Raw genomic sequence first — 19,039 nt, forward strand, 5'->3', positions numbered from 1 at the left:
CGCAGCACAATAACGCCGTCGACAGGATGCGCCCAGGGACTTGAGTAAAAAGCGTTTAGTTTGGGTATAATACCGCGATTTGCAATTAATTTCAGAGAGCTACATGACCAGAATCACTACGATAAGCGAGTTTTTATTAGAAGCCGGTACCGAATATCGCATCGTAGATATGGGCCGGGCTTTCAGATTGCTGGACAACCAGGCATTTTTGAATATCGAAACGGCAGCCGCACCGGCACCGTTGCCCAGGCAACAAATGATGTGGCTGGGCATTTTATTCTGGAATAAAAGTTTGTCCAGCCAACATTATATCTGGTTTATCAAACTGCCACTGGATGAACGAGGCAATGTTATTACTGCACAGCGCGACCAGTTTCTCAGCATAGTGGTTGAGGCCCTGGGCACGGAACTGTTAAACGACGACAGCGAAAAATCGCTACCCGATAATCCTTTTCTGTTTACCCCTAATCAGGCACAACTGGCTGACTTCAATAGTTTCGCAAAAAAAAGGCTGGGTCTGCCCCCCGGGCAATTTTATAACGATGCCAAAAACTATATCGCCCGGCCTGACTTGCATGACTGGCAAATCATTGCAGTTCAAGGTTTAAGTGACGTGGTGTTTAATCTCAATCTGGACCACAACGCCAAACACATCGAGCAAAACTTTGCCAGTTATGACCAGGTGGTTCAGCATTCATTGCTGGCATCAATGGAAAACACGGCATTGCCCGAAGCATTAAGCCAATTCTTGTTTCAGCAGCTAAAAGCCGCCAGGCCAGAAGAAAAAATCTTTAATCACCTGCTGCGAGCGTTAACTCATTTTGATGGTTTAACAGAGCTTCGCGCTAACCTGAAGGTTATCCTGGAACAATCTCTGAGTACTGCTGATACCCTGATTGTAATCGCCGGTCGCCACTGGCAGTTACTGGAAGATTACCCGTTTTTAACTGCGTACATGCAGGAAGCGGCCCGACTGGATTTACTGCCCGCCTTGTATTCCGACCTGGTACAAATTCCCGGACTCAGAGACATCATGCTGCAACGCCTCAGGGATCCTGAGCGCAGTGAGCTGCTGGCAAAAGGTATAAATCAATTATTTGGACGTAGCAATTAATGATATCCCTTGTCGATATTCTGTTTATCTTAATTATTGTGGTTGTCATCGCGCAATTTTGGCGGATAAGAGCCATCAGTGAAGCCGCCAATCGCTATCTGAGTAACTATTGTGAAAAACAAGGACTGCAGTTGATCAGTGTTGCCAGAGATAAAACCCGCTTCGGCCTGGTGCGTGGAAAGCCCGACTGGAAAACCCAATTTATTTTTGAGTTTTCCGGTAACGGAGAAGACAAATATCAGGGGATACTGGAAATGGAAGGGCTTCGCGCCTTGTCGGCCACAGTGCCTCCCTATCGCATGAATTAGCCCCGACGACTATTGCCCGGGACGGTCTCTGAACATCAGATGTCCGCTGATATGACCCACCTCAAGTTCTTTTACCAGGCGGTAGCCGGTGTCTTCAAAGAAGTGCATGTACTTAGGTAAGGTGGCATAGACAGCAACGCCGCTGCTGTTGGCATTGTCCAGCATAACCGACTCCACAGCTGACATCAGTAAATGACCCAGGCCGTGATGCTGTTCATCGGGATGAACACCAATAAACGACAATAAATGATAATGTTCTGCGGGCACATTCTGTTGAATTTTCTGGTCTTTTTCGATCATTTGTCTGGTAGAAAAAAAGCCTGCTGTTAACAACATTTTTAACCGCCAATGCCAAAAGCGCCCTGGCTCAAACGCCGAATCAGAATGAGTCAGGCAGGCAACCGCCAGCAACCGTTCTTTTTGAAATAACCCCACCATGGGTTGTTTTGCCATCCAGAACGCATTGAGCTCCTCCCGAATCGCTGAACGCAGGCGCTGTTCATAACCTTCTTTTTGAGCCTGAAAAATATCGATAAAAAGCGGATCATCATGATAGGCCTGATATAAGATAGAGCCTGCCACTTTGAGATCTTCCGCAGTCAGAAATACCGCTTTGATATTTTTATTGAGCGCCTGTGCTTCGCTGGTATTCATCACATTTCCTGTTACCGGTTTATTTGAATGTACAATAAGACACAACATTTGTTAACAAAGCGTTAACAATAAATCACAGTTTCGGGCAGTGGTCTGACAAGTGGACGTGACGAGCCTCAATAAAGGAAAAAGCTGGCTAAGCCAGCTTGATACCAGTGCCATTACATAATGGAACTGGTATTGTGTCATCAGGGAGAGATGGGGGGGCACTACTCTCCCATCAAAACATGCGGATAACTAAATAATCAGATTCGGTCTAATGCGGTTTCACCCCAACCTATCAGTAAACCGTTTTTGAACACTAACGGTGTGCATTCGTCTTTGGTGGTTTTTCCGTCACCGTGCATGCGTTGTGTGCGATAGAACAATACGGTGAAAGTTTCACCATCACGACGTAATGTTTCATTAAAGTCCGGCACACCTAATCGCGACTTGACCTGTTCAGTACCCAGATCCAACTCAAGGTTAGCAATGGTTTTACGGTTTTTGTATTCGCGGTCTTCCCAATCGACGTTATGACCGTCCCAACCATCACCGTCCACTGAAATCACACAACCGCCTAGTCCAAAGGCTAAAGGGGCGGCAACAACCAGTGCTAATAAATGCTTTTTCATTTTTATTTCTCCATTAAGGTGTGTTCTATTAACGCTGCAGTCACGGTATGTAGCGTCGCTTTTGAAACTGGAATTCAATATGCAGACCAGGTTTTCAAACCTTTGATTTATATAGAGTTATAGCTTGATTGTATGAATTTTGGCTTAATCAAAAGTGAATCAAATACCAAAACTTAGTGAATATCACCAAAAAAGAGTGAATTTATTAATTACAAAAAAGGCCGCTTATGCGGCCATTGTCGAATATGCGTGGCTTATCGCCATTGTCGAAGACGATATCCCACCAATGCATAAAACAGGATAAACAGATAACAGGGCAGCATGATCACATAGGCGGACTGACTGTCCCAACTGTCTGACAGCAAACCATACCCCAAAGGCATTACCGCGCCGCCGGCAATCCCCATAATTAAGATTGCGGAGCCTTTCGAGGTCAGTTTACCTAACCCCGCCAACGCCAGTGGCCATAGTGCCGGCCAAACCATAGCATTGGCCAAACCCAACAGTGCCACGCAGGTGATGACATCTGGTACGCCTTCAAAGCCTGCCCACGCCCATAGGAATGAAAAGTTTTGTTGTTCAACATCCGCGAATAAGATCATGGCCGTTAGCACTAATCCCAGTATGGCCGAAATCAACAATGCCTGTTGTTGCTTAAGAAACCTGGGGATCAATACCAGCCCTGCCAGGTAACCAGCTACCATACCAAACATGGTCAAAGAGGTCAGTGACGTGGCATTGGCGATCCCCAGTTTAGAACCGTACAGACCAATTGTATCACCGGCAATAACCTCAACACCGACGTAGAAAAACAAAGCCACAGCCCCTAAAACCAATTGCGGATAGTGCAATACTGAATCGGTGCTTGTGCTGCTTTCTTCCTGGGCATCATTAAGTGAAATTTCAGGCAAAGAAGACATCTTTAACCCGATAGCGAGCAATACCAATACCACTGCCATACCGATGTAAGGTGTCACCAGCCCGGTAGACATCATTTCGATCTGTGACAAGCGGTCAGCTTCACTCATACTCTCCAGTGCAGAACTGGTGATGTGGGCAAAGTCACCCAATACCAAAGCGGTAAATAATAGCGGAGCCAATACACCTGCCGCTTTATTCAACAAGCCCATAACAGCGATACGGGCAGCTGCACTTTCTTCCGGGCCGATTTTAACAATGTATGGATTGGAAGCGGTTTGCAAAATAGTCAGACCAGAGCCCATGATAAACTGCGCACCTAAAAACAGCGCAAACTCTCTGGAAAGTGCCGCCGGTACAAACAGTAACGCCCCTAGTGCAATCAACCCCAGACCGATCACCATGCCCATGCGGTAACCGGTTTTTTCCAACACCATGGCCATCGGTAAAGCCATGACGACGTAGGCCACATAGAAGCAAAAAGCCACCATCAGCGCCTGAGTCTCTGACAACTGACAGACCATTTGCAAAAAGGGGATCAGTGCTCCGTTTAACCAGGTTACAAAGCCAAACACAAAAAACAGGGTACCTATGATTAACATAGGGATAAGACTACTTTTTGTTTCTGGCATACTTTGAGTTTCACAATTACTGGTCATTTTTAGGCTCCTGCTCCGTTATATCTAATGTCGCCTGCTACAAACACTTTATCAATAGCAAGATCCTGATTGATTAAAATAAAATCGGCACGGTTTCCAGGTTTGATACTGCCAACGACATTATCAAGTCCAAGGTAACTGGCTGGCGTTTTTGCGGCCATAATAACGGCATCTTGCAATGACAACCCAAGATCTCGATGGGCATTCAATACCGCCTGCCACATGTCCAGACAGGAGCCCGCAAGCGTGCCATCCGGCGTTGTCAGCTTATTGTTCTGGCGTCGAATGACACTATCAAAATACGGGAGTTCGTCAGACTGGCTGCCTACGTGTGCCATGGCATCGGTCACTAAAAATACCTTGTCAATGCCTTTGCAATCGATCGCGAATCGGCTGGCGGCAGGATGTACGTGGTAGTGATCCAGCACCAACCCGGCAAATGACGATTTGTCAGCCAATGCCGCGCCTACCATGCCAGGTGCACGAGATTGCAATGGTGACATTGCATTATAAATGTGCGTGAATCCCGTCGCTCCGGCTTCCAGAGCAGCACAAGTTTGTTCATAAGTGGCATTGGAGTGACCCAGACACACGTGAATACCCTGCCCCACCAAATCTTTAATAACGTCCGCAGAGACATTATCGGGTGCCAGTGTAACCAGAACTTTGCCAAGATCTTTGCGACAAAACAGCGTCAGCTCTCTATCTGATATGGACCGGATGAAGTGCTCAGGATGCACACCCTTCTTCTTTTGGTTTAAGAAGGGTCCTTCAAAATGCACCCCCAGCACTTCTTCCAATCCGCTATCCAGGGCCTCAGCGACGGCATCTGCACTGCTTTGCATCACCGAATATTGATCCGTTATCAGGGTGGGCAACATCGCCGTCGTGCCAAACTGCCGGTGAGCGGCCACCATCTGTTCAATGGTCTGTAATGTCGGTGACAGATTCAGTAACTGACCGCCACCGCCATTGACCTGTAAATCGAATAAACCTGGCAATAACGTACCTGTAAAATGTTCCGCCTGCTTTTGTTGTGCAGGCTCAATTGCCACAATTTTTCCCGCACTGATCGAAACCAACGGCTGTTGTATCCAACCGCTGTCGGTGAGTGCGTTGTCTACGGTAAACTGCCTGTCTGTCATCTGATACAATCCTGTTTAGTGAGTTTCCGTTACTTTTTTCAGCCCGGGAGGCGCATCAGGGTTCATCCCCATAGTTTGTGCCACCTGTTCAACGTCAAGGTAAAAACGCAACATAACCAACAAAGGTAAAAGACGCGGTGACAAAGCGGAAGCATGGTGTGTCAAAGTCGCCATTCTCGCACCGCGATGACTGACATTGTTTACCTGCTCCTGATGCACCTGATGGGACTCATCCTGAATATCAACACTGATCACGGCAAGTTCGTTTTCTACCAGCGTCACCGGTCCGTGAATGAACTCAGCACTACTAAAAGCTTCAGCGTGAATACTACACACCTCTTTAAGTTTCAGCGCGATTTCTCTGGCAATAGCATAACCAAATCCTCGACCCAGTACGACACAGTGACGCAAGCCCCGTAAAAATTCGGATTTCAGTTGCCCCTGACCTTCACACACGTGACCCAAGGCTTCAGGTAGTTTGTGCAAATCATTGAGCAAGATCTCATCTTGCTTCCACACGGCTGTCAGATGTAACAAGGCAGACAGGGTTGCCAGATAACTTTTCGTGGCAGCCACGGCCAGCTCTTCTTCCGCTCTGACCGGCAACACCGCGTCGGCCATCGCGGCCAATGGTGAAAAACCGTCATTTACCAGTGCTACACAATAGGCGCCCGCCGCCTGGATTGCCCTGGTCTGATTCAGCAAATCAGGACTTTTACCAGACTGAGAAATGATAATTGCCAGCGTATTTTCCAGGGTTAAGGTTTTTTTGTATACCCCCCCTACCGACGGAGCCGCAAAACAAACGGGAATTCCCAATTCCACTTCAAATAAGTACTTTGCAAACACCCCGGCATGATCCGACGAGCCACGCCCTACCATCATGATCATCTTAATGTCCCTGGCTTTTATTTCCTGTACCAGGTTTTCAATAACAGGCTGGTTCGCTCGTATTTGATGCTGAATGATTGCTGGTGTTGATAACGCTTCACGCGCCATGATACTGCTCATAATAAGTGCTCTCTTTAAGTTTCAGAATAGGTGTTTGTGGTGTCTGAAGCCTGGCATTGCTTCGACAGGTGCAAGGCTTGTTTGGCGTATAGAATCGCGCCGACTTCCGGATCGTTTAACGCCGGTGACAGACGCTGCTGCAGATCAGCCGACAACTGCTGGGCAACCAGAGGAGATAACCCGCCAATCAGACTGAATCGGCAAGGGCCTTTGTCCAGTAATTTTAAACAGAGACTTTCAATATAGCCGACACCTTCCTGCAATAACTTTTTGGCTGCCGGTTCACCCAACTGCGCTTGTTTGAAGACCAGTGGCGCCAATACCGCAAACTCTTTGGGCATAGCATTGGCATAACGGGTGATTAGATCAGATTCATCCTGGCAACCGGTCAGTGCCATCACGGCAGACGCCAGTTCACCTTTGGGTTGTAAACCATCAATCGCTTCCAGACAGTGCTGCATCGCTTTCAGGCCATACCAGGCTCCGCTGCCCTTATCACCCAATAAAAAGCCATGCCCTCCCAGCGCATAATTTTGCTGCTCGGCAATCACTAATCCACAACTTCCGGTACCTATGATCACTACCCCGCCAGGCTCGCCTTTGTGTGCGCCAAGGCAGGCAATCTCTAAATCGGTGGTTAAATATACTCCGGCAAAGTCTACTTGCCATTGACTCAAAAACGCCTGCTTCAGGTGTTCAATATTCGCCCCGGCCAGCCCCAGGCCGGCAATGACCCGATGGTCATCCTTACTTTCCAGTCCCGCCTGCTCACGGGCCTGATAATAGGCAGTCATGACGGCATTTTGTGAGGCTTTCACTCCGCGCAACAAATTAGCAGCTCCGGATAATCCCTCTCCCAATGTTCTGCCCTGAGCATCTTGTAGGATGACACGGCACTTGCTGCCACCGCCATCAACACCCAAAAACAGAGTTTCTTCGGTAATCAATTTTTCTCTCCTGCTGCTGTTTATCGCTTAGATAGCGCACACAAACATGACAACGCTGTCATTTTTGGTCATGAAAACATCAGTTTCCCGATGCTAAAGGCAAGCTCGCAATGCGGCTGCGCTTTTGGATTTCAGGCAATACCGTCTGGCATTCAATCTGAGATTCGCCCTGCTTTAACGGTATCGTGTTATTCACTGGCAACCATTCCTCACCCTGCCAACGACACTGGACTTCCAGCCCTGGCCACGCCGTATTGACCTTCACCTGTTCGCCTTCAACCTGTATTCCCGGAGGGCCTAATCTGAAGGGCACATTCGCTAACAATGGACTGCTGAAATAGTTTGTTAGTGTCGCACTAAATCCCGCCCAGTCCTGAAGTTGCAGTTGGCGAAACGTTGCGGTTTCCTGAAACTCGAATGACTGTTGATATTGTGCCGGCATCTCCCAGCCAGCCTGGTGCCATGCACGTTCAGCAAAAGCCTGTAATCTTGGATACATCAAATAATTAAAAGTTCCCGGTGTACGCACTGCCTCAGTCCAGATTTGACTTTGCATTCCGGCAACGCGGGAACTGTTTTTGAATTCATTGACAGCCTGATAAGGTTGACCCATACGATCCAGCCACTGACTGGCGTTGGCGGCCAGATTCTCCGGCATAAACTGGAATACCTTGAATTCATCGGTATTCTTTGATGCCCAGTAATAGCCGGTTTCCTGCGGGTGATTCGCATAGGGGAAATCGAAGTACAGCACATCCGGGTTTGACAACACCGTGGTCCAGCCTTTTTCACTAAACTCATTGGTTATCTTGTGCCCACCCCAGAATAAAGTATCCCAGACATTCACCTGATGGCCTTGTTGTGCCTGCGAATCGATAACCTTATGCATTCCGTCGCTCCAGCCAGCGGCCTTTAAACCGTGCTGCGCGACGATATCAATCACTCTTGCCAGAAACATTGGCTTGATATCCTGTACGCCAGTTAAATCTTCACGTTCGGCAATCAGCTGACGGCACGCGGGAGAATTTATCCAGGCACCCGCGGTTTCATCAGCGCCAATATGGTAGGTTGTTAAAGGCGCATTCACTTGCTGATGCAACTGCTTTACTTTACCGATGACGGTATCAATGAAATGATAGGTCGAATCAATGCAAGGATTCACGGTATTGTCGTGATAAAACTGCACCGAACTGTATTTAGTATCGTCACCAAAATCCGACAGCAAAAACTCTTCTGCAGCGGCAATATCTTCACTGGCTTTGAATTTCCGGTAGCGAGACTCCATCGCTTTAACCGCGGCTCTGGCATGGCCAGGTAAATCAAAGGAGGGGATAATTTCGATATGCCGTGCGTGGGCATATTCCAGTAATTGTTGATAATCCTGTACCGTCAGATAACCATTCACCGTATTTTCACGGTGTGGACCACTGCCCAGTTGCGGCAACAAACACTGATCTTCCGCCGGGTCAAAACACCTGAATGCGCCTACATCAGTTAATTCCGGTAGTCCAGGAATTTGCAGTCTCCAGCCCTCATCGTCGGCCAGATGTAAATGTAGCTTATTCAGTTTCAACAGAAACATCTGCTCTAACAGCTGATACAGCGGTTTTTTACCCAAAAAGTTGCGTGACAAATCAACGTGCACACCGCGATAGTGATAACGTGGTGCATCGTCAATCGCGCCCAATGGCAATTGCAAACCGTGCAATGCAAGTAACTGAAACAAACTGACAAACCCGTACTGCAACGCCGTTTCATCAGCAGCGGACAACAAGATTTTATTCTCAAACAAGCTCAGTCGGTACTGAGACGGCAATAAACTATCATCTTTGTTAAGCACCAGTTGGGTTGCCTCTGCGTTAGCGCTTACCCCCGCCTGCGCCAATAACTCAGTTAGCAGGCTATTCTCAACAAAGCTCCCCCAACTTATCGCCACACCGTCTTGCAAAGACACTAGCCCTTGTGAAGACCAGTTCGCCTGTTTCATAGCCGGGATTATTCGGGGCGTAGCATCAGGTTGCGGGTTATTGCCCAACATGGCCTGGTAATGCCGGTAGTGCCAGTTTGCATCCGCCAAGGCTAATTTGTCATCAGCATGGCGACGATATTGCTCAGGTTTGATGTGAGGTACCAAATGAGGTAAGCGTTGCAATCCGGTTTCAGTGTCTGATTCTGGTTCAGTAGACTTTACCAGCAAGGCCTCACCGGTTTCCGACACCACAAAATAATTGGGCATAACGTCGGAGTGTGACGCATGCCAGAAGGCAGCTTTAAAACCAATGGTCTGTTCTGCTAACTGACTGAACTCCGTGCCGGTAAAGCGGATCTGATGTAAATCACCATTGATATGCTGAATATCCAATTGCTCATGATCATCCCACTTTATAGGTGCAATATGACTGAAATACAGAGCAAAGGGCGCAACTGAATTCCGCTGGGGTAATGACAGGCGAATTTGCCCGGTAAAACAGGGGCCTTTGAACAAGGTTTCACAATCGGTGTCATCCAGGTTAGACAGTACCTGGTATTGCACCTGTAAATTTTCAGATAAATCGGCTAATGACATTGCTCTGGCAGTTGCAGCACTTGAAGCTATCGCCCAAATACTCATGACAATCAACGTTTTACTTAGCAATCTCATTAACCAACACCTTACTTTCAGAATGTTTGTAAAAGCTGGCTCTGCGACATCAGCAACAGAGCCAGTAACACACTATGCCAGTTTTCTACATCCTTGTAGATATTACCCGATTAAGCGTACAATACGGGTAATTGACATACACACACTTTATTAAAACTTAAAGCTGGCTCCGGCAAAGAAGCGTCTGCCGTTAGAGCTTTGGGTACCACCTACGCGATGTCCGTCAGTAGCGCGCTCGTAGTAGTTTTCCCAGATCTCATCAGTGATATTCAACGCCTCAAACTTCAGCGTAATATCCTCGGTCACGTTCCAGCTAAACTGCGCATCCAACTGCGATTGTTCGTCGCGATAACGATTACCAAACTCAGTTAAGGCCAGGAAATACTCGGAGCGATGCGTATAGTTCAGACGCGCACTGTACAAATCGTTTTCATAGTACACACCCAGGTTATAAGACTCTTTTGAGTTGTAAGGCAAGTCAATCAGAGTATCACCGTCTTTTAATTCACTGACATCGTTATAGGTAACATTGAAGTAACCACCAAAACCGTTGTCCCAGGCGTGTTGCAATTGAATTTCAATACCTTCAACCGTTGCCGTACCCGTATTGATTGGGGTATTCAACTGATTGATCAGAACCCCATTCACTTCTTTGGCGATGATCTTATCAACAATAATGTCTGAGCGGTCTTTGGTGAATGCCGTTACAGCAAAGACAGACGCATCAGTGAAATACCATTCGGCACCAATTTCAAAGCTGGTTGCGCGCTCGGCTTTCAGATTCGGGTTACCGGCACTACCTGAACTGGTTTCCGGTGTCAGGTTGTAAGACGCTGACAATTGAAACGGTGAAGGACGTGCAATGGTTTTACCAGCAGCAGCACGTAATACCACGTCACTGGTTAAATCATAAGATACGTTGACGCTGGGCAACCAGGCTGAATAATCATCAGATTCGGAAGTGGGTGTGCCAGTGGCAAGATCATAACCTTGCGAATCCTGATCAGTAGTAACATAACGCAAACCGATGTTACCGCGAATGTTCTCATCTTCGAAATTAGCCATGGTGTACAGGGCAGTGATGTCTTCGTCAATGGCATAAGAAGCTTCGCTCAGGAACACGTTGTCGGTGCGGCAAAGTTCGGTTTCACCACCCACACACTCTGCCACAGCATACATTGCGTTGTACATAGCGTCTTTGTCAGGCATGAAGTAAGAAGCCGCAACACCATTAGTATTACTGTGCGATACATCAACCATATCACCTGACCAGAATTGGCTGGCCGGGCCAAGGCTACCCTCACCAACTGGGGCCAGGTTGTTTAGTGTAGTCCGGTAACGATTCTGTTCAAACGAGCGATTGCGAATTTTAAGACCCGATTTAATGCTGTTGACTGCGCCCCAACTGACGTCGTGGGTGTAATCCAACTGCAGATATGTTTCTTCGTCTTCAGACACGTTACTTTGGTCGAAGATGCCGCCTAACCACATTTCGTCGCCAGGGTTTTGTAACCAGGGGCTGGGGCCTACGAAATCAATATAAGGATTGGTGCTGTCGGGGTTGTAGTAGTTAAAGGCAGCACGTGGATCGGTGTGGTCTACCCAAAACTCTGTGAAGAAGTCGTTGTTGATACCTTCACCCACTGTGCGACCGATTTGCCAATGCAACTTACCTGACTCAGTATTGTAGTTACCTTCAAAATCAAGCAACTCAGTGGAGGCTTCTGAACCATCGCGGAAGATATTATCGTAAGCCATATGGCGCGCCCAACCTGGACGGTTGTCAACACCGAAAACCTGAATACTGTCAATCACTGCATCGCTGTTGACTGTACCAGGATTGGGGTTATCGCCCATCGCGAACACACCACGGAACGGGATACCGATCAGGTTAGAGTTCACATTGGACGCTTTTAATGTCGAGCTAAGATAATGCAGTGTCATGTCCAGATCATCACTGGGGGCCCACTGCGCCGTAATATCATAACCGATGCGTTCACGTTCCTGCTGGAATAATGCTGACCCCATACCCCAGGCAACCGCACCTTTTTGCGATGCTCCGGCGGGAGCTTCTAATGCCTCTTCAATACGGGCAACAGACGGGCCAAACCAACCAAAGTCTTCATTCGTTTCACGACGTACATTGCGCTCCTGGAAAGAAGCAGACACTAACACACCAAAGGTTTCGTCCTCGTTTTTCCAGCTGTAAAGGCCGGATAAAGACGGGTCAGTGTCTTCTGACAAATCATTGTATTGGGCTTCAACAGAGGCCTGCATGGTACCTGATTCAAGATCTAACGGCTTGCGCGTCCGTAAAATCACCGTACCACCGATTGCGCCTTCATCAATATCGGCCTGCGCTGACTTGTAGACTTCCAGACCTGCCACCATTTCAGACGCCAGCATTTCAAAGTTAAAGTTACGACCTGCTGAATCTAATACAAACCACTGTGCAGTACCTACTGCCTGGCCATTCAGCAATGTCAGGTTTTTATCAGGTTGAATACCACGAATCGTTACCCCCTGCCCTTCACCGAAATCACGGTCAATGGTGATCCCCGGAATGCGCGACAAAGATTCAGCCACGTTTTTATCCGGAAACTTGCCGATATCTTCTGCGTTGATGGCATCCACGATGGCGTTAGAAAAACGCTTCGCATTGATGTTGGCTTTTTGACTGCCACGAATACCGGTTACTTCGATAGTTTCGACATTATCAGCAGTCTCCTCTTGTGCCAGTGCAGGTTGAGCCAAAAGACTCAGTGCACCTGAAGCGAGAGCGACCTTAATGCCACGAGACAGCCTGGTAAGATTTGTTGTGTTCATGTTCCCATTTTCCTCAGTTTGCCGTTTTGACAACGTTGTCATTTTACTTCAAAAAATTTTGACTCGGTCGTCAGGTTTTCATTATTTCAGGTTAAAAAATGAAATGACAACGTTGTCAATTTCCCGTAACATTAATCTAACAAATTTTGCAATGCAACCATTTAATTGCTTTTTTTTTAGCTAAGTCGTTACAATCCATTCACAAGAGTGCGTTAAAACTGAGCAATATCAGCCGTTTCAGGGGATTTTTTGAAAGCAACAATAAAAGACGTCGCAAAATTAGCCGGCGTATCAATCAAAACCGTGTCGCGAGTCATCAATAAAGAAGACTCGGTTAAGCCCGACACCGAACTCAAGGTACAGGCCGCGATAGATGAATTGAGTTACCGACCGAATAGCTCGGCCCGTAACCTGGCCGCCACGCAGTCATTTGCCATCGGGTATATTTACGATAACCCAAATGCCTATTATGTCATTGATATGCAAAACGGTATCCTCAAGGAATGCCTGAGCAATGGCTTTGAACTTATCATTCACCCCTGCAATGCATCTGATGAGAACATTGTTTCTGAGGTCAAAGACATGGTTCGTCGCTCTCAGTTGGCCGGTCTGGTGTTGTCTCCCCCTTTGTCTGAAATGCCGGAAGTACTGGCGGCTCTGGACGAAATCAATATGAATTATGTGAGAATCTTGTCCGGCGCAGGTGACAAACAAACTACCGGCCCTTGCGTACTGGTTAATGACCGCAGTGCCAGTGAAAAGATCACAGAACACCTGATTACCCTGGCTCATCAGCGCATAGCCTTTATCACCGGAGACAAAGATCACCAGTCTACCGATGAGCGCTTACAGGGTTATAAAACCGCACTGCTGAAACACCAGTTAGCGGTGGAAGAACAATTAATTATCGACGGCCACTATTCGTTTGAGGCCGGCGTAGAAGGGGCAAAAACCTTACTGAGTCTGAACAATCCCCCGACGGCCATATTTGCCTGTAACGATGAAATCGCCGCTGGAGCATTATTCGCTGCGCGTCTGATGAGTTTTGATGTACCAAAAGACGTTGCTATCGCCGGTTTCGAGGATAACCCCTTTTCCCGCCAAACCTGGCCCAAGCTGACGACAGCAGCCCAGCCCACCAGCTTAATTGCCCGCAAAGCGACTTCACTGTTAATTCGCACTATAAAAAACAAGCGCAAAGGCGATAAAGAAGATATTCACAATCAATATTTTGAACCGGAGTTAGTGGTGCGTGAGTCAACGCACCTCAGTGATTAGTATGGCAAATTCAATTCTCATCGTAGGTGGTGGTACCGCAGGCTGGATGACAGCCCTGTACCTTTCACACAAACTGTCCAGCAATGTCAATATTTCCCTGGTGGAGTCTCAGGACATAGGCACAGTGGGTGTTGGCGAAGGTTCAACACCTTATTTAAAACAGTATTTCGAGGCCTTAAACATTGATGAAGCGCAATGGATGCAGGCCACAGATGCCACCTATAAATCGGGAATTCGCTTTGATGACTGGAGTCACGAATCAGGGTATGAAAGCTATTTTCACCCTTTTTTCAACGCATTTGATAAAAAGCCCGCTGAAATGTTTTTCTACAACTGTGGCCTTCGCCGCAGAGGCTTTGACGCTGACGCCAATCCGGACAACTATTTCACAGCCGCATACATTGCAGAGCAATTTAAAAGCCCCAAATTGATAAATCCGCAAGACACTTATGTGGACTATGCCTACCACTTTGATGCCACCAAACTCGGACACTTTTTACGGGACAAAGCCAAAGCCAACGGCGTCAAACATCATATTGCTAATGTCACCAGCGTTGGTACAGATCCATCCGGACAGATTAAAAGTGTCATGACAGACACCGGGCTAAAATTAACCGGTAACCTGTTTATTGACTGTTCCGGATTTAAGTCACTGCTAACGCAAAAAACCTTAAAGCGGGAATTTACCAGCTATCAGGACACCCTGTTTAACGATGCCGCCGTGGCTATTCAGACTCCACCTGACACGCCTCACAAATTTAAAACCCAAACCCGTTCGAAAGCACTGAAAAATGGCTGGATGTGGCAAATTCCATTAACCAGCCGTTGGGGAAATGGCTATGTTTACAGTTCCCGTCACACTACTGCGCTGCATGCAGAACACGAATTAAAAGCAGAATTGGGCTTAGCGCCTGATGCAGATGTGCAGGTCAGGCACCTGAACATGAAAGTGGGTCGCGTCAGCGAACACTGGTCCGGGAACTGCATTGCCATTGGATTGTCTCAGGGATTTATTGAGCCGCTGGAAGCAACGGCGTTGATGCTGGTTCAATTTGCGATACAAAACCTATCGGAAATCCTGGAAACCGGTAACTTTTCCAATGTCGATATTCGCCATTACAATAGCGAAATGAACCGCCTGTTTGACGGCGTCAAAGACTACGTATCCCTACATTACCTATTGAATACCCGCAAAGACAGTCAGTACTGGATTGATGCCAGAGAAGAAATTCAGGTGTCTGAGAACCTGAAGTTTTTGATCAAAGCCTGGGACAGAGGGGAAGACTTTGAAGCCGCACTGAAGAAAGTAGAATCTGAGTTAGTGTATTTGCGGCCGTCATGGTATTGCATATTGTCCGGTATGGGACGTCATCCGGAGCGATTACAAGCCACCAGCAAAGCAGGTCCGGTAAAAATATCTAAAGACTACTGTAATCGCATTACGCAAAAATACTTTAGTGATAATATTGTGCTTTAATTCAGGTACGTTACACAGAGTAGGATCATGTCCCCAGAAGTCATTGCTATTTGCCAACAACTTATCCGCGAAGGTAAGACGGTCTCCACCGGTATGTTGAAATCCCGTTTACCTGGCAACACGCCCTATTCCGAAATAATCAGGGCGGTGCAATATTGTAAACAAAACCCGGAGGCCATTTCTGAGATTAAGGCGACCCCAAAAGCTCAGACTGTGACAGCCCCACTCTCCGATGCTGAACGTATCAGCCAACTGGAAAACCGCATTGCTGCGATGGAACAGCGAATCGCGCAACTGGAACTATCTCACTGAGCCTCATAAGCCACGGGCTGCAGCGTATCCAGAAATTCTGCCAGGCTATTGGCCAGTATTTCCTGAGGCTCCTTGCCCACCTGCTCCAGGGCAACCTCGCCGGTGTCGTTAAGCACAGATAAAATAAAATCTTCTTCATCAGTAACCGCAAAAAACAAGGTTTCAGCCTGCCTTAAGCGACGCTTCATCATAACGTGTGCTATCAGGTTTTCCTGCAACCTTATAAAATCATCCTGATTCCAGGGCACCAGTAATTGCAGATCTCCGCGAGTTGTTCGGGCATTCAGGTTGTCACCGTAATAACGCGTGTAATAGCTTTCCAACTGCTTATCCGGTTGTAACCCCAACCCATCTACCAGCGCCTGTAAATCGTGGTTTTGATTTTGCCGAACAGGTTGCCACCGGACTTTGCCTGATTCATCCGGTTGTCCATCTTCGGCCGGAGAAGGCCATTGCGCATCACTGTCGAGCAGTAAATGGATGTTTTCCTGCGCCTGATATCTCAGCCATCGGTTAACAAATTTATCGAAAGAATCGTTGATGTCTGTTGTCATTCCCGGGTCACAATCTTAAAATTAGCGAATTAGTGGCAAGATTAACAAATAATGAAAGAAAATCCCTACCAAGATTCACTCAACAGCCTGTCATTGGGCAAAAGCGTTGACTATCCGGATTGCTACGATCCCACGCTGTTACAACCGGTAGCGCGCAGCCTGAACCGCATCCCTCTGGGCATTGAGACAACATTGCCATTTCACGGTGAAGACTTGTGGAACGGTTATGAATTTTCCTGGTTAAATACTAAAGGCAAGCCTTTGGTAGCACTACTGGAATGTCGTGTGCCGGTCACCTCCCCTAACATTATCGAATCAAAGTCCTTTAAGTTGTATCTCAATAGCTTTAACCAAAGTCGTTTTGAATCACAGGACCAGGTTCTTGCATTGCTGCAAAAAGATTTAAGCGCAACGGCGGGCTGCGAAGTGTCGGTTACACTTAACGATCTCGCTTCGAACAACTTACCGGTGGTAGAATTAGACGGAAAATGCATTGACCATCTGGATGTGGAGATTACCACTTACCAACCAGATAGTGGGTTACTGCGCTCAGACCCTGAGCAAATTATCGAGGAAAAGCTGGTCAGCCACCTGTTAAAGTCGAACTGTTTAATTACCAACCAACCGGATTGGGGTAGCTTATACATCCATTACAAGGGCCCCAGGATAGACGAAGCCACTTTGCTGCAATACATTGTGTCGTTCCGTGAACACAATGAATTCCACGAACAGTGTGTCGAGCGAATCTTTTGTGATCTGATGACAACCTGTAACCCCACGACGCTGTCTGTATTAGCCCGTTACACACGCCGTGGTGGATTGGATATCAATCCATTTCGCAGTACCTGCTTAGAGCAAATCGGCAATTTTCGCTTGGTACGGCAATAATTCGTCACATAATCATCAGGCTATACCTGTCAAGATATAAGAAATTGTGCTAACAATAAGTAATCAGGGATATTTGTTGCGTAAAAAGCGACAGCAATGCTGCAGAACACCAATGTAAACCCATCCGGTTTAGTTCAACTGTGCAAAGGTGCCCCTGAAGTATTACGGGAAAAAGAGTGGAAAACCAGCAAAAGCAAATCAAGCTGCTGAAACATCAGGTCGCTAACTTAAGCGAATTTATAATCCGACTTACCAAGGTGTACGACGGAGGCTTTCCTGAAATAGATACCAAGCTTCACACCTTGCGCAATCATTTAAAATCGTCTGCCAACTGGTTATACGCGGAAAATACGATCAGTGAATTAACCGGCCCGGTTTTAAAACACGCCGATGCTCTGCGCGCCTTCAATCATGATACGATCAGCCAGTTAGAGATATTTGCTAATCACTTGCTCAATAGCGACGCAACTGACGTTGAGTTTAAGCAGTTAGTCAACGACTACATCAGTGAGATTAATGGCAATAGTCTGAATATCGAATTTATTTCTGCGCGATTAAGACAGGGCATCGATCTGTTCAATGACCTGGTGGATAAACAATCTGATGAAACCGATACCAGTGTTCTGACCGATGATGAGATCACCCGGCAATTACACGACAAAATTTGTCTGGAATTTAAAGAGCTTATCAATCAGCTACTGTCTACCACGCCAGATGATCAAACTCTGAGAGACATAGCAATACAACTGAACAGCGGTCTGAGTCGTCAGGAATTAATGCAGTGTTGCCTGGTGATATTGCGCACCTTAACCGACGAACTCCTGCAAGAGCGAAAACAAGCCGAGCGTTATGTGGTGGGTTTACAAAAGTCCCTGACCGGTGTCGGCCAAAAAGTGGAGTCGTCCATTAAAGCCTCCCAGGAGCAATATCAGATAAAACTGGATCATTCGCGACAGTTACGGGCGCAAATCGATGACTTCGGCATTGAAGTACACAACGCTCTGGATCTGGCAATTTTGAAACAACAGGCCAACGAAATGTTGGATAAAATGGCCTCAACTTTGACCAAAAGAGAAGCCTGCGACAAAGATGAGCAGGTGTCATTGATGGAATTATTGTCTGGCCTGAAGTCTCAACTTACAACGCTGGAACGGGAAACCGAATCCTACAAGCAACGATTACTGGAGCAAAAATATCACAGCTATCGGGATTCTCTTACTCAGGTGCCCAACCGCAATGCTTACAACGAACGTGTTGAACTCGAGTATCGACGCTGGAAGCGGCATCAACATCCACTTTGCCTGGCAGTTGTAGACATAGATCATTTTAAAAATATCAACGACAACTTTGGCCACTCTGCAGGTGATAAAACATTGCAGGTTATCGCCAAAAATATAAGTAAGTGCTTACGCACAACGGATTTCTTTGCCCGGTGGGGAGGTGAAGAGTTTGTCGTGTTATTACCACAAACCCCATTAGACCAAATCAGAAAACCGCTCGAAACTATTCGCAAGCAAATCCAAAAAATCCCGTTTAAATTCAGGGAGCGGGCGGTCACAATCACGGCGTCTATCGGCGCCACCGATTTCGTCTCAGGTGACTCCATTGTTACCGCTTTTGAACGTGCCGATAAAGCACTTTATGAAGCCAAAAATAGTGGTCGAAATCGCTGTATCATCATCGAAGGATAAAA

16 protein-coding genes are annotated in these 19,039 nt (G+C 47.1%); 7 read left to right on the forward strand and 9 right to left on the reverse strand.

Features of this window, described 5'->3' with window-relative positions:
- The first annotated feature begins 103 nt into the window (after positions 1-103).
- Together LJ740_RS11880 and LJ740_RS11885 are read left to right on the forward strand one after the other, a co-directional pair.
- Positions 104-1,114 carry a DUF3549 family protein gene (locus tag LJ740_RS11880; protein WP_229529306.1) on the forward strand — a complete coding sequence of 337 codons (1,011 nt, stop codon included), beginning with the start codon at positions 104-106 and terminating at the stop codon, positions 1,112-1,114.
- A 2-nt stretch (positions 1,115-1,116) separates the two neighbouring features.
- A complete protein-coding gene (locus tag LJ740_RS11885; protein WP_229529645.1) occupies positions 1,117-1,422 on the forward strand; it encodes a DUF3301 domain-containing protein in 306 nt (101 codons plus the stop codon).
- Between the two features lie 9 nt (positions 1,423-1,431).
- Here the strand turns inward: LJ740_RS11885 and LJ740_RS11890 are convergent, their stop codons facing one another.
- The 8 genes from LJ740_RS11890 to LJ740_RS11925 all read right to left on the reverse strand — a co-directional run bounded on the left by LJ740_RS11890 (position 1,432) and on the right by LJ740_RS11925 (position 12,837).
- Positions 1,432-2,076, reverse strand: coding sequence for a GNAT family N-acetyltransferase (locus LJ740_RS11890; RefSeq protein ID WP_229529307.1), 645 nt, complete (start codon positions 2,074-2,076; stop codon positions 1,432-1,434).
- A gap of 245 nt (positions 2,077-2,321) precedes the next feature.
- Entirely contained in the window at positions 2,322-2,690 is a 369-nt protein-coding gene (locus LJ740_RS11895) for a DUF3192 domain-containing protein (RefSeq protein WP_229529308.1), read from the reverse strand.
- Between the two features lie 254 nt (positions 2,691-2,944).
- Entirely contained in the window at positions 2,945-4,267 is a 1,323-nt protein-coding gene (locus LJ740_RS11900) for a sugar MFS transporter (RefSeq protein ID WP_229529309.1), read from the reverse strand.
- Positions 4,268-4,269: 2 nt separating this feature from the next.
- Positions 4,270-5,412, reverse strand: coding sequence for an N-acetylglucosamine-6-phosphate deacetylase (gene nagA, locus LJ740_RS11905; protein ID WP_229529310.1), 1,143 nt, complete (start codon positions 5,410-5,412; stop codon positions 4,270-4,272).
- Positions 5,413-5,427: 15 nt separating this feature from the next.
- On the reverse strand, positions 5,428-6,426 hold the full coding sequence (gene nagB-II, locus LJ740_RS11910; protein WP_229529646.1) for a glucosamine-6-phosphate deaminase NagB-II: 999 nt from the start codon (positions 6,424-6,426) through the stop codon (positions 5,428-5,430).
- Positions 6,427-6,437: 11 nt separating this feature from the next.
- Positions 6,438-7,370: a BadF/BadG/BcrA/BcrD ATPase family protein gene (locus LJ740_RS11915; protein ID WP_229529311.1), complete on the reverse strand. Its 933-nt coding sequence runs from the start codon at positions 7,368-7,370 to the stop codon at positions 6,438-6,440.
- Positions 7,371-7,449: 79 nt separating this feature from the next.
- A complete protein-coding gene (locus tag LJ740_RS11920) occupies positions 7,450-10,011 on the reverse strand; it encodes a family 20 glycosylhydrolase (RefSeq protein ID WP_229529312.1) in 2,562 nt (853 codons plus the stop codon).
- A gap of 150 nt (positions 10,012-10,161) precedes the next feature.
- A complete protein-coding gene (locus tag LJ740_RS11925) occupies positions 10,162-12,837 on the reverse strand; it encodes a TonB-dependent receptor (RefSeq protein ID WP_229529313.1) in 2,676 nt (891 codons plus the stop codon).
- Positions 12,838-13,086: 249 nt separating this feature from the next.
- On the opposite strand from LJ740_RS11925, the gene LJ740_RS11930 reads away from it, so the two are divergent.
- The 3 genes from LJ740_RS11930 to LJ740_RS11940 are packed head-to-tail and all read left to right on the forward strand — an operon-like array spanning position 13,087 to position 15,904.
- The gene (locus LJ740_RS11930) at positions 13,087-14,115 is read left to right on the forward strand and encodes a LacI family DNA-binding transcriptional regulator (protein WP_229529314.1); all 1,029 of its coding nucleotides are present in this window, start codon (positions 13,087-13,089) and stop codon (positions 14,113-14,115) included.
- Position 14,116: 1 nt separating this feature from the next.
- The gene (locus LJ740_RS11935) at positions 14,117-15,592 is read left to right on the forward strand and encodes a tryptophan halogenase family protein (protein WP_229529315.1); all 1,476 of its coding nucleotides are present in this window, start codon (positions 14,117-14,119) and stop codon (positions 15,590-15,592) included.
- 27 nt (positions 15,593-15,619) lie between these two features.
- Positions 15,620-15,904 (forward strand): hypothetical protein, encoded by a 285-nt coding sequence (locus LJ740_RS11940; protein WP_229529316.1) that lies wholly within the window; start codon positions 15,620-15,622, stop codon positions 15,902-15,904.
- Here the strand turns inward: LJ740_RS11940 and syd are convergent.
- The gene (gene syd / locus LJ740_RS11945) at positions 15,898-16,458 is read right to left on the reverse strand and encodes a SecY-interacting protein (RefSeq protein ID WP_229529317.1); all 561 of its coding nucleotides are present in this window, start codon (positions 16,456-16,458) and stop codon (positions 15,898-15,900) included. The genes LJ740_RS11940 and syd overlap by 7 nt on opposite strands.
- 51 nt (positions 16,459-16,509) lie before the next feature.
- On the opposite strand from syd, the gene queF reads away from it, so the two are divergent.
- Both queF and LJ740_RS23305 read left to right on the forward strand, forming a co-directional pair.
- Complete coding sequence (gene queF / locus LJ740_RS11950; protein WP_229529318.1) at positions 16,510-17,346, forward strand: NADPH-dependent 7-cyano-7-deazaguanine reductase QueF; 837 nt, start codon at positions 16,510-16,512, stop codon at positions 17,344-17,346.
- A gap of 176 nt (positions 17,347-17,522) precedes the next feature.
- Positions 17,523-19,037 carry a GGDEF domain-containing protein gene (locus LJ740_RS23305; protein WP_229529319.1) on the forward strand — a complete coding sequence of 505 codons (1,515 nt, stop codon included), beginning with the start codon at positions 17,523-17,525 and terminating at the stop codon, positions 19,035-19,037.
- Positions 19,038-19,039: the final 2 nt, after the last annotated feature.

Source organism: Planctobacterium marinum, assembly GCF_020687805.1.
GTDB lineage: Bacteria > Pseudomonadota > Gammaproteobacteria > Enterobacterales > Alteromonadaceae > Planctobacterium > Planctobacterium marinum.

Bases quoted from the DNA above. Each gene is read 5' to 3' on its own strand.
- LJ740_RS11880 (WP_229529306.1), top strand. From the start codon at position 104: ATGACCAGAATCACTACGATAAGCGAGTTTTTATTAGAAGCCGGTACC.
- LJ740_RS11890 (WP_229529307.1), bottom strand. From the start codon at position 2,076: ATGAATACCAGCGAAGCACAGGCGCTCAATAAAAATATCAAAGCGGTA.
- LJ740_RS11895 (WP_229529308.1), bottom strand. From the start codon at position 2,690: ATGAAAAAGCATTTATTAGCACTGGTTGTTGCCGCCCCTTTAGCCTTT.
- LJ740_RS11900 (WP_229529309.1), bottom strand. From the start codon at position 4,267: ATGACCAGTAATTGTGAAACTCAAAGTATGCCAGAAACAAAAAGTAGT.
- nagA (WP_229529310.1), bottom strand. From the start codon at position 5,412: ATGACAGACAGGCAGTTTACCGTAGACAACGCACTCACCGACAGCGGT.
- LJ740_RS11920 (WP_229529312.1), bottom strand. From the start codon at position 10,011: ATGAGATTGCTAAGTAAAACGTTGATTGTCATGAGTATTTGGGCGATA.
- LJ740_RS11925 (WP_229529313.1), bottom strand. From the start codon at position 12,837: ATGAACACAACAAATCTTACCAGGCTGTCTCGTGGCATTAAGGTCGCT.
- LJ740_RS11935 (WP_229529315.1), top strand. From the start codon at position 14,117: ATGGCAAATTCAATTCTCATCGTAGGTGGTGGTACCGCAGGCTGGATG.
- LJ740_RS11940 (WP_229529316.1), top strand. From the start codon at position 15,620: ATGTCCCCAGAAGTCATTGCTATTTGCCAACAACTTATCCGCGAAGGT.
- syd (WP_229529317.1), bottom strand. From the start codon at position 16,458: ATGACAACAGACATCAACGATTCTTTCGATAAATTTGTTAACCGATGG.
- queF (WP_229529318.1), top strand. From the start codon at position 16,510: ATGAAAGAAAATCCCTACCAAGATTCACTCAACAGCCTGTCATTGGGC.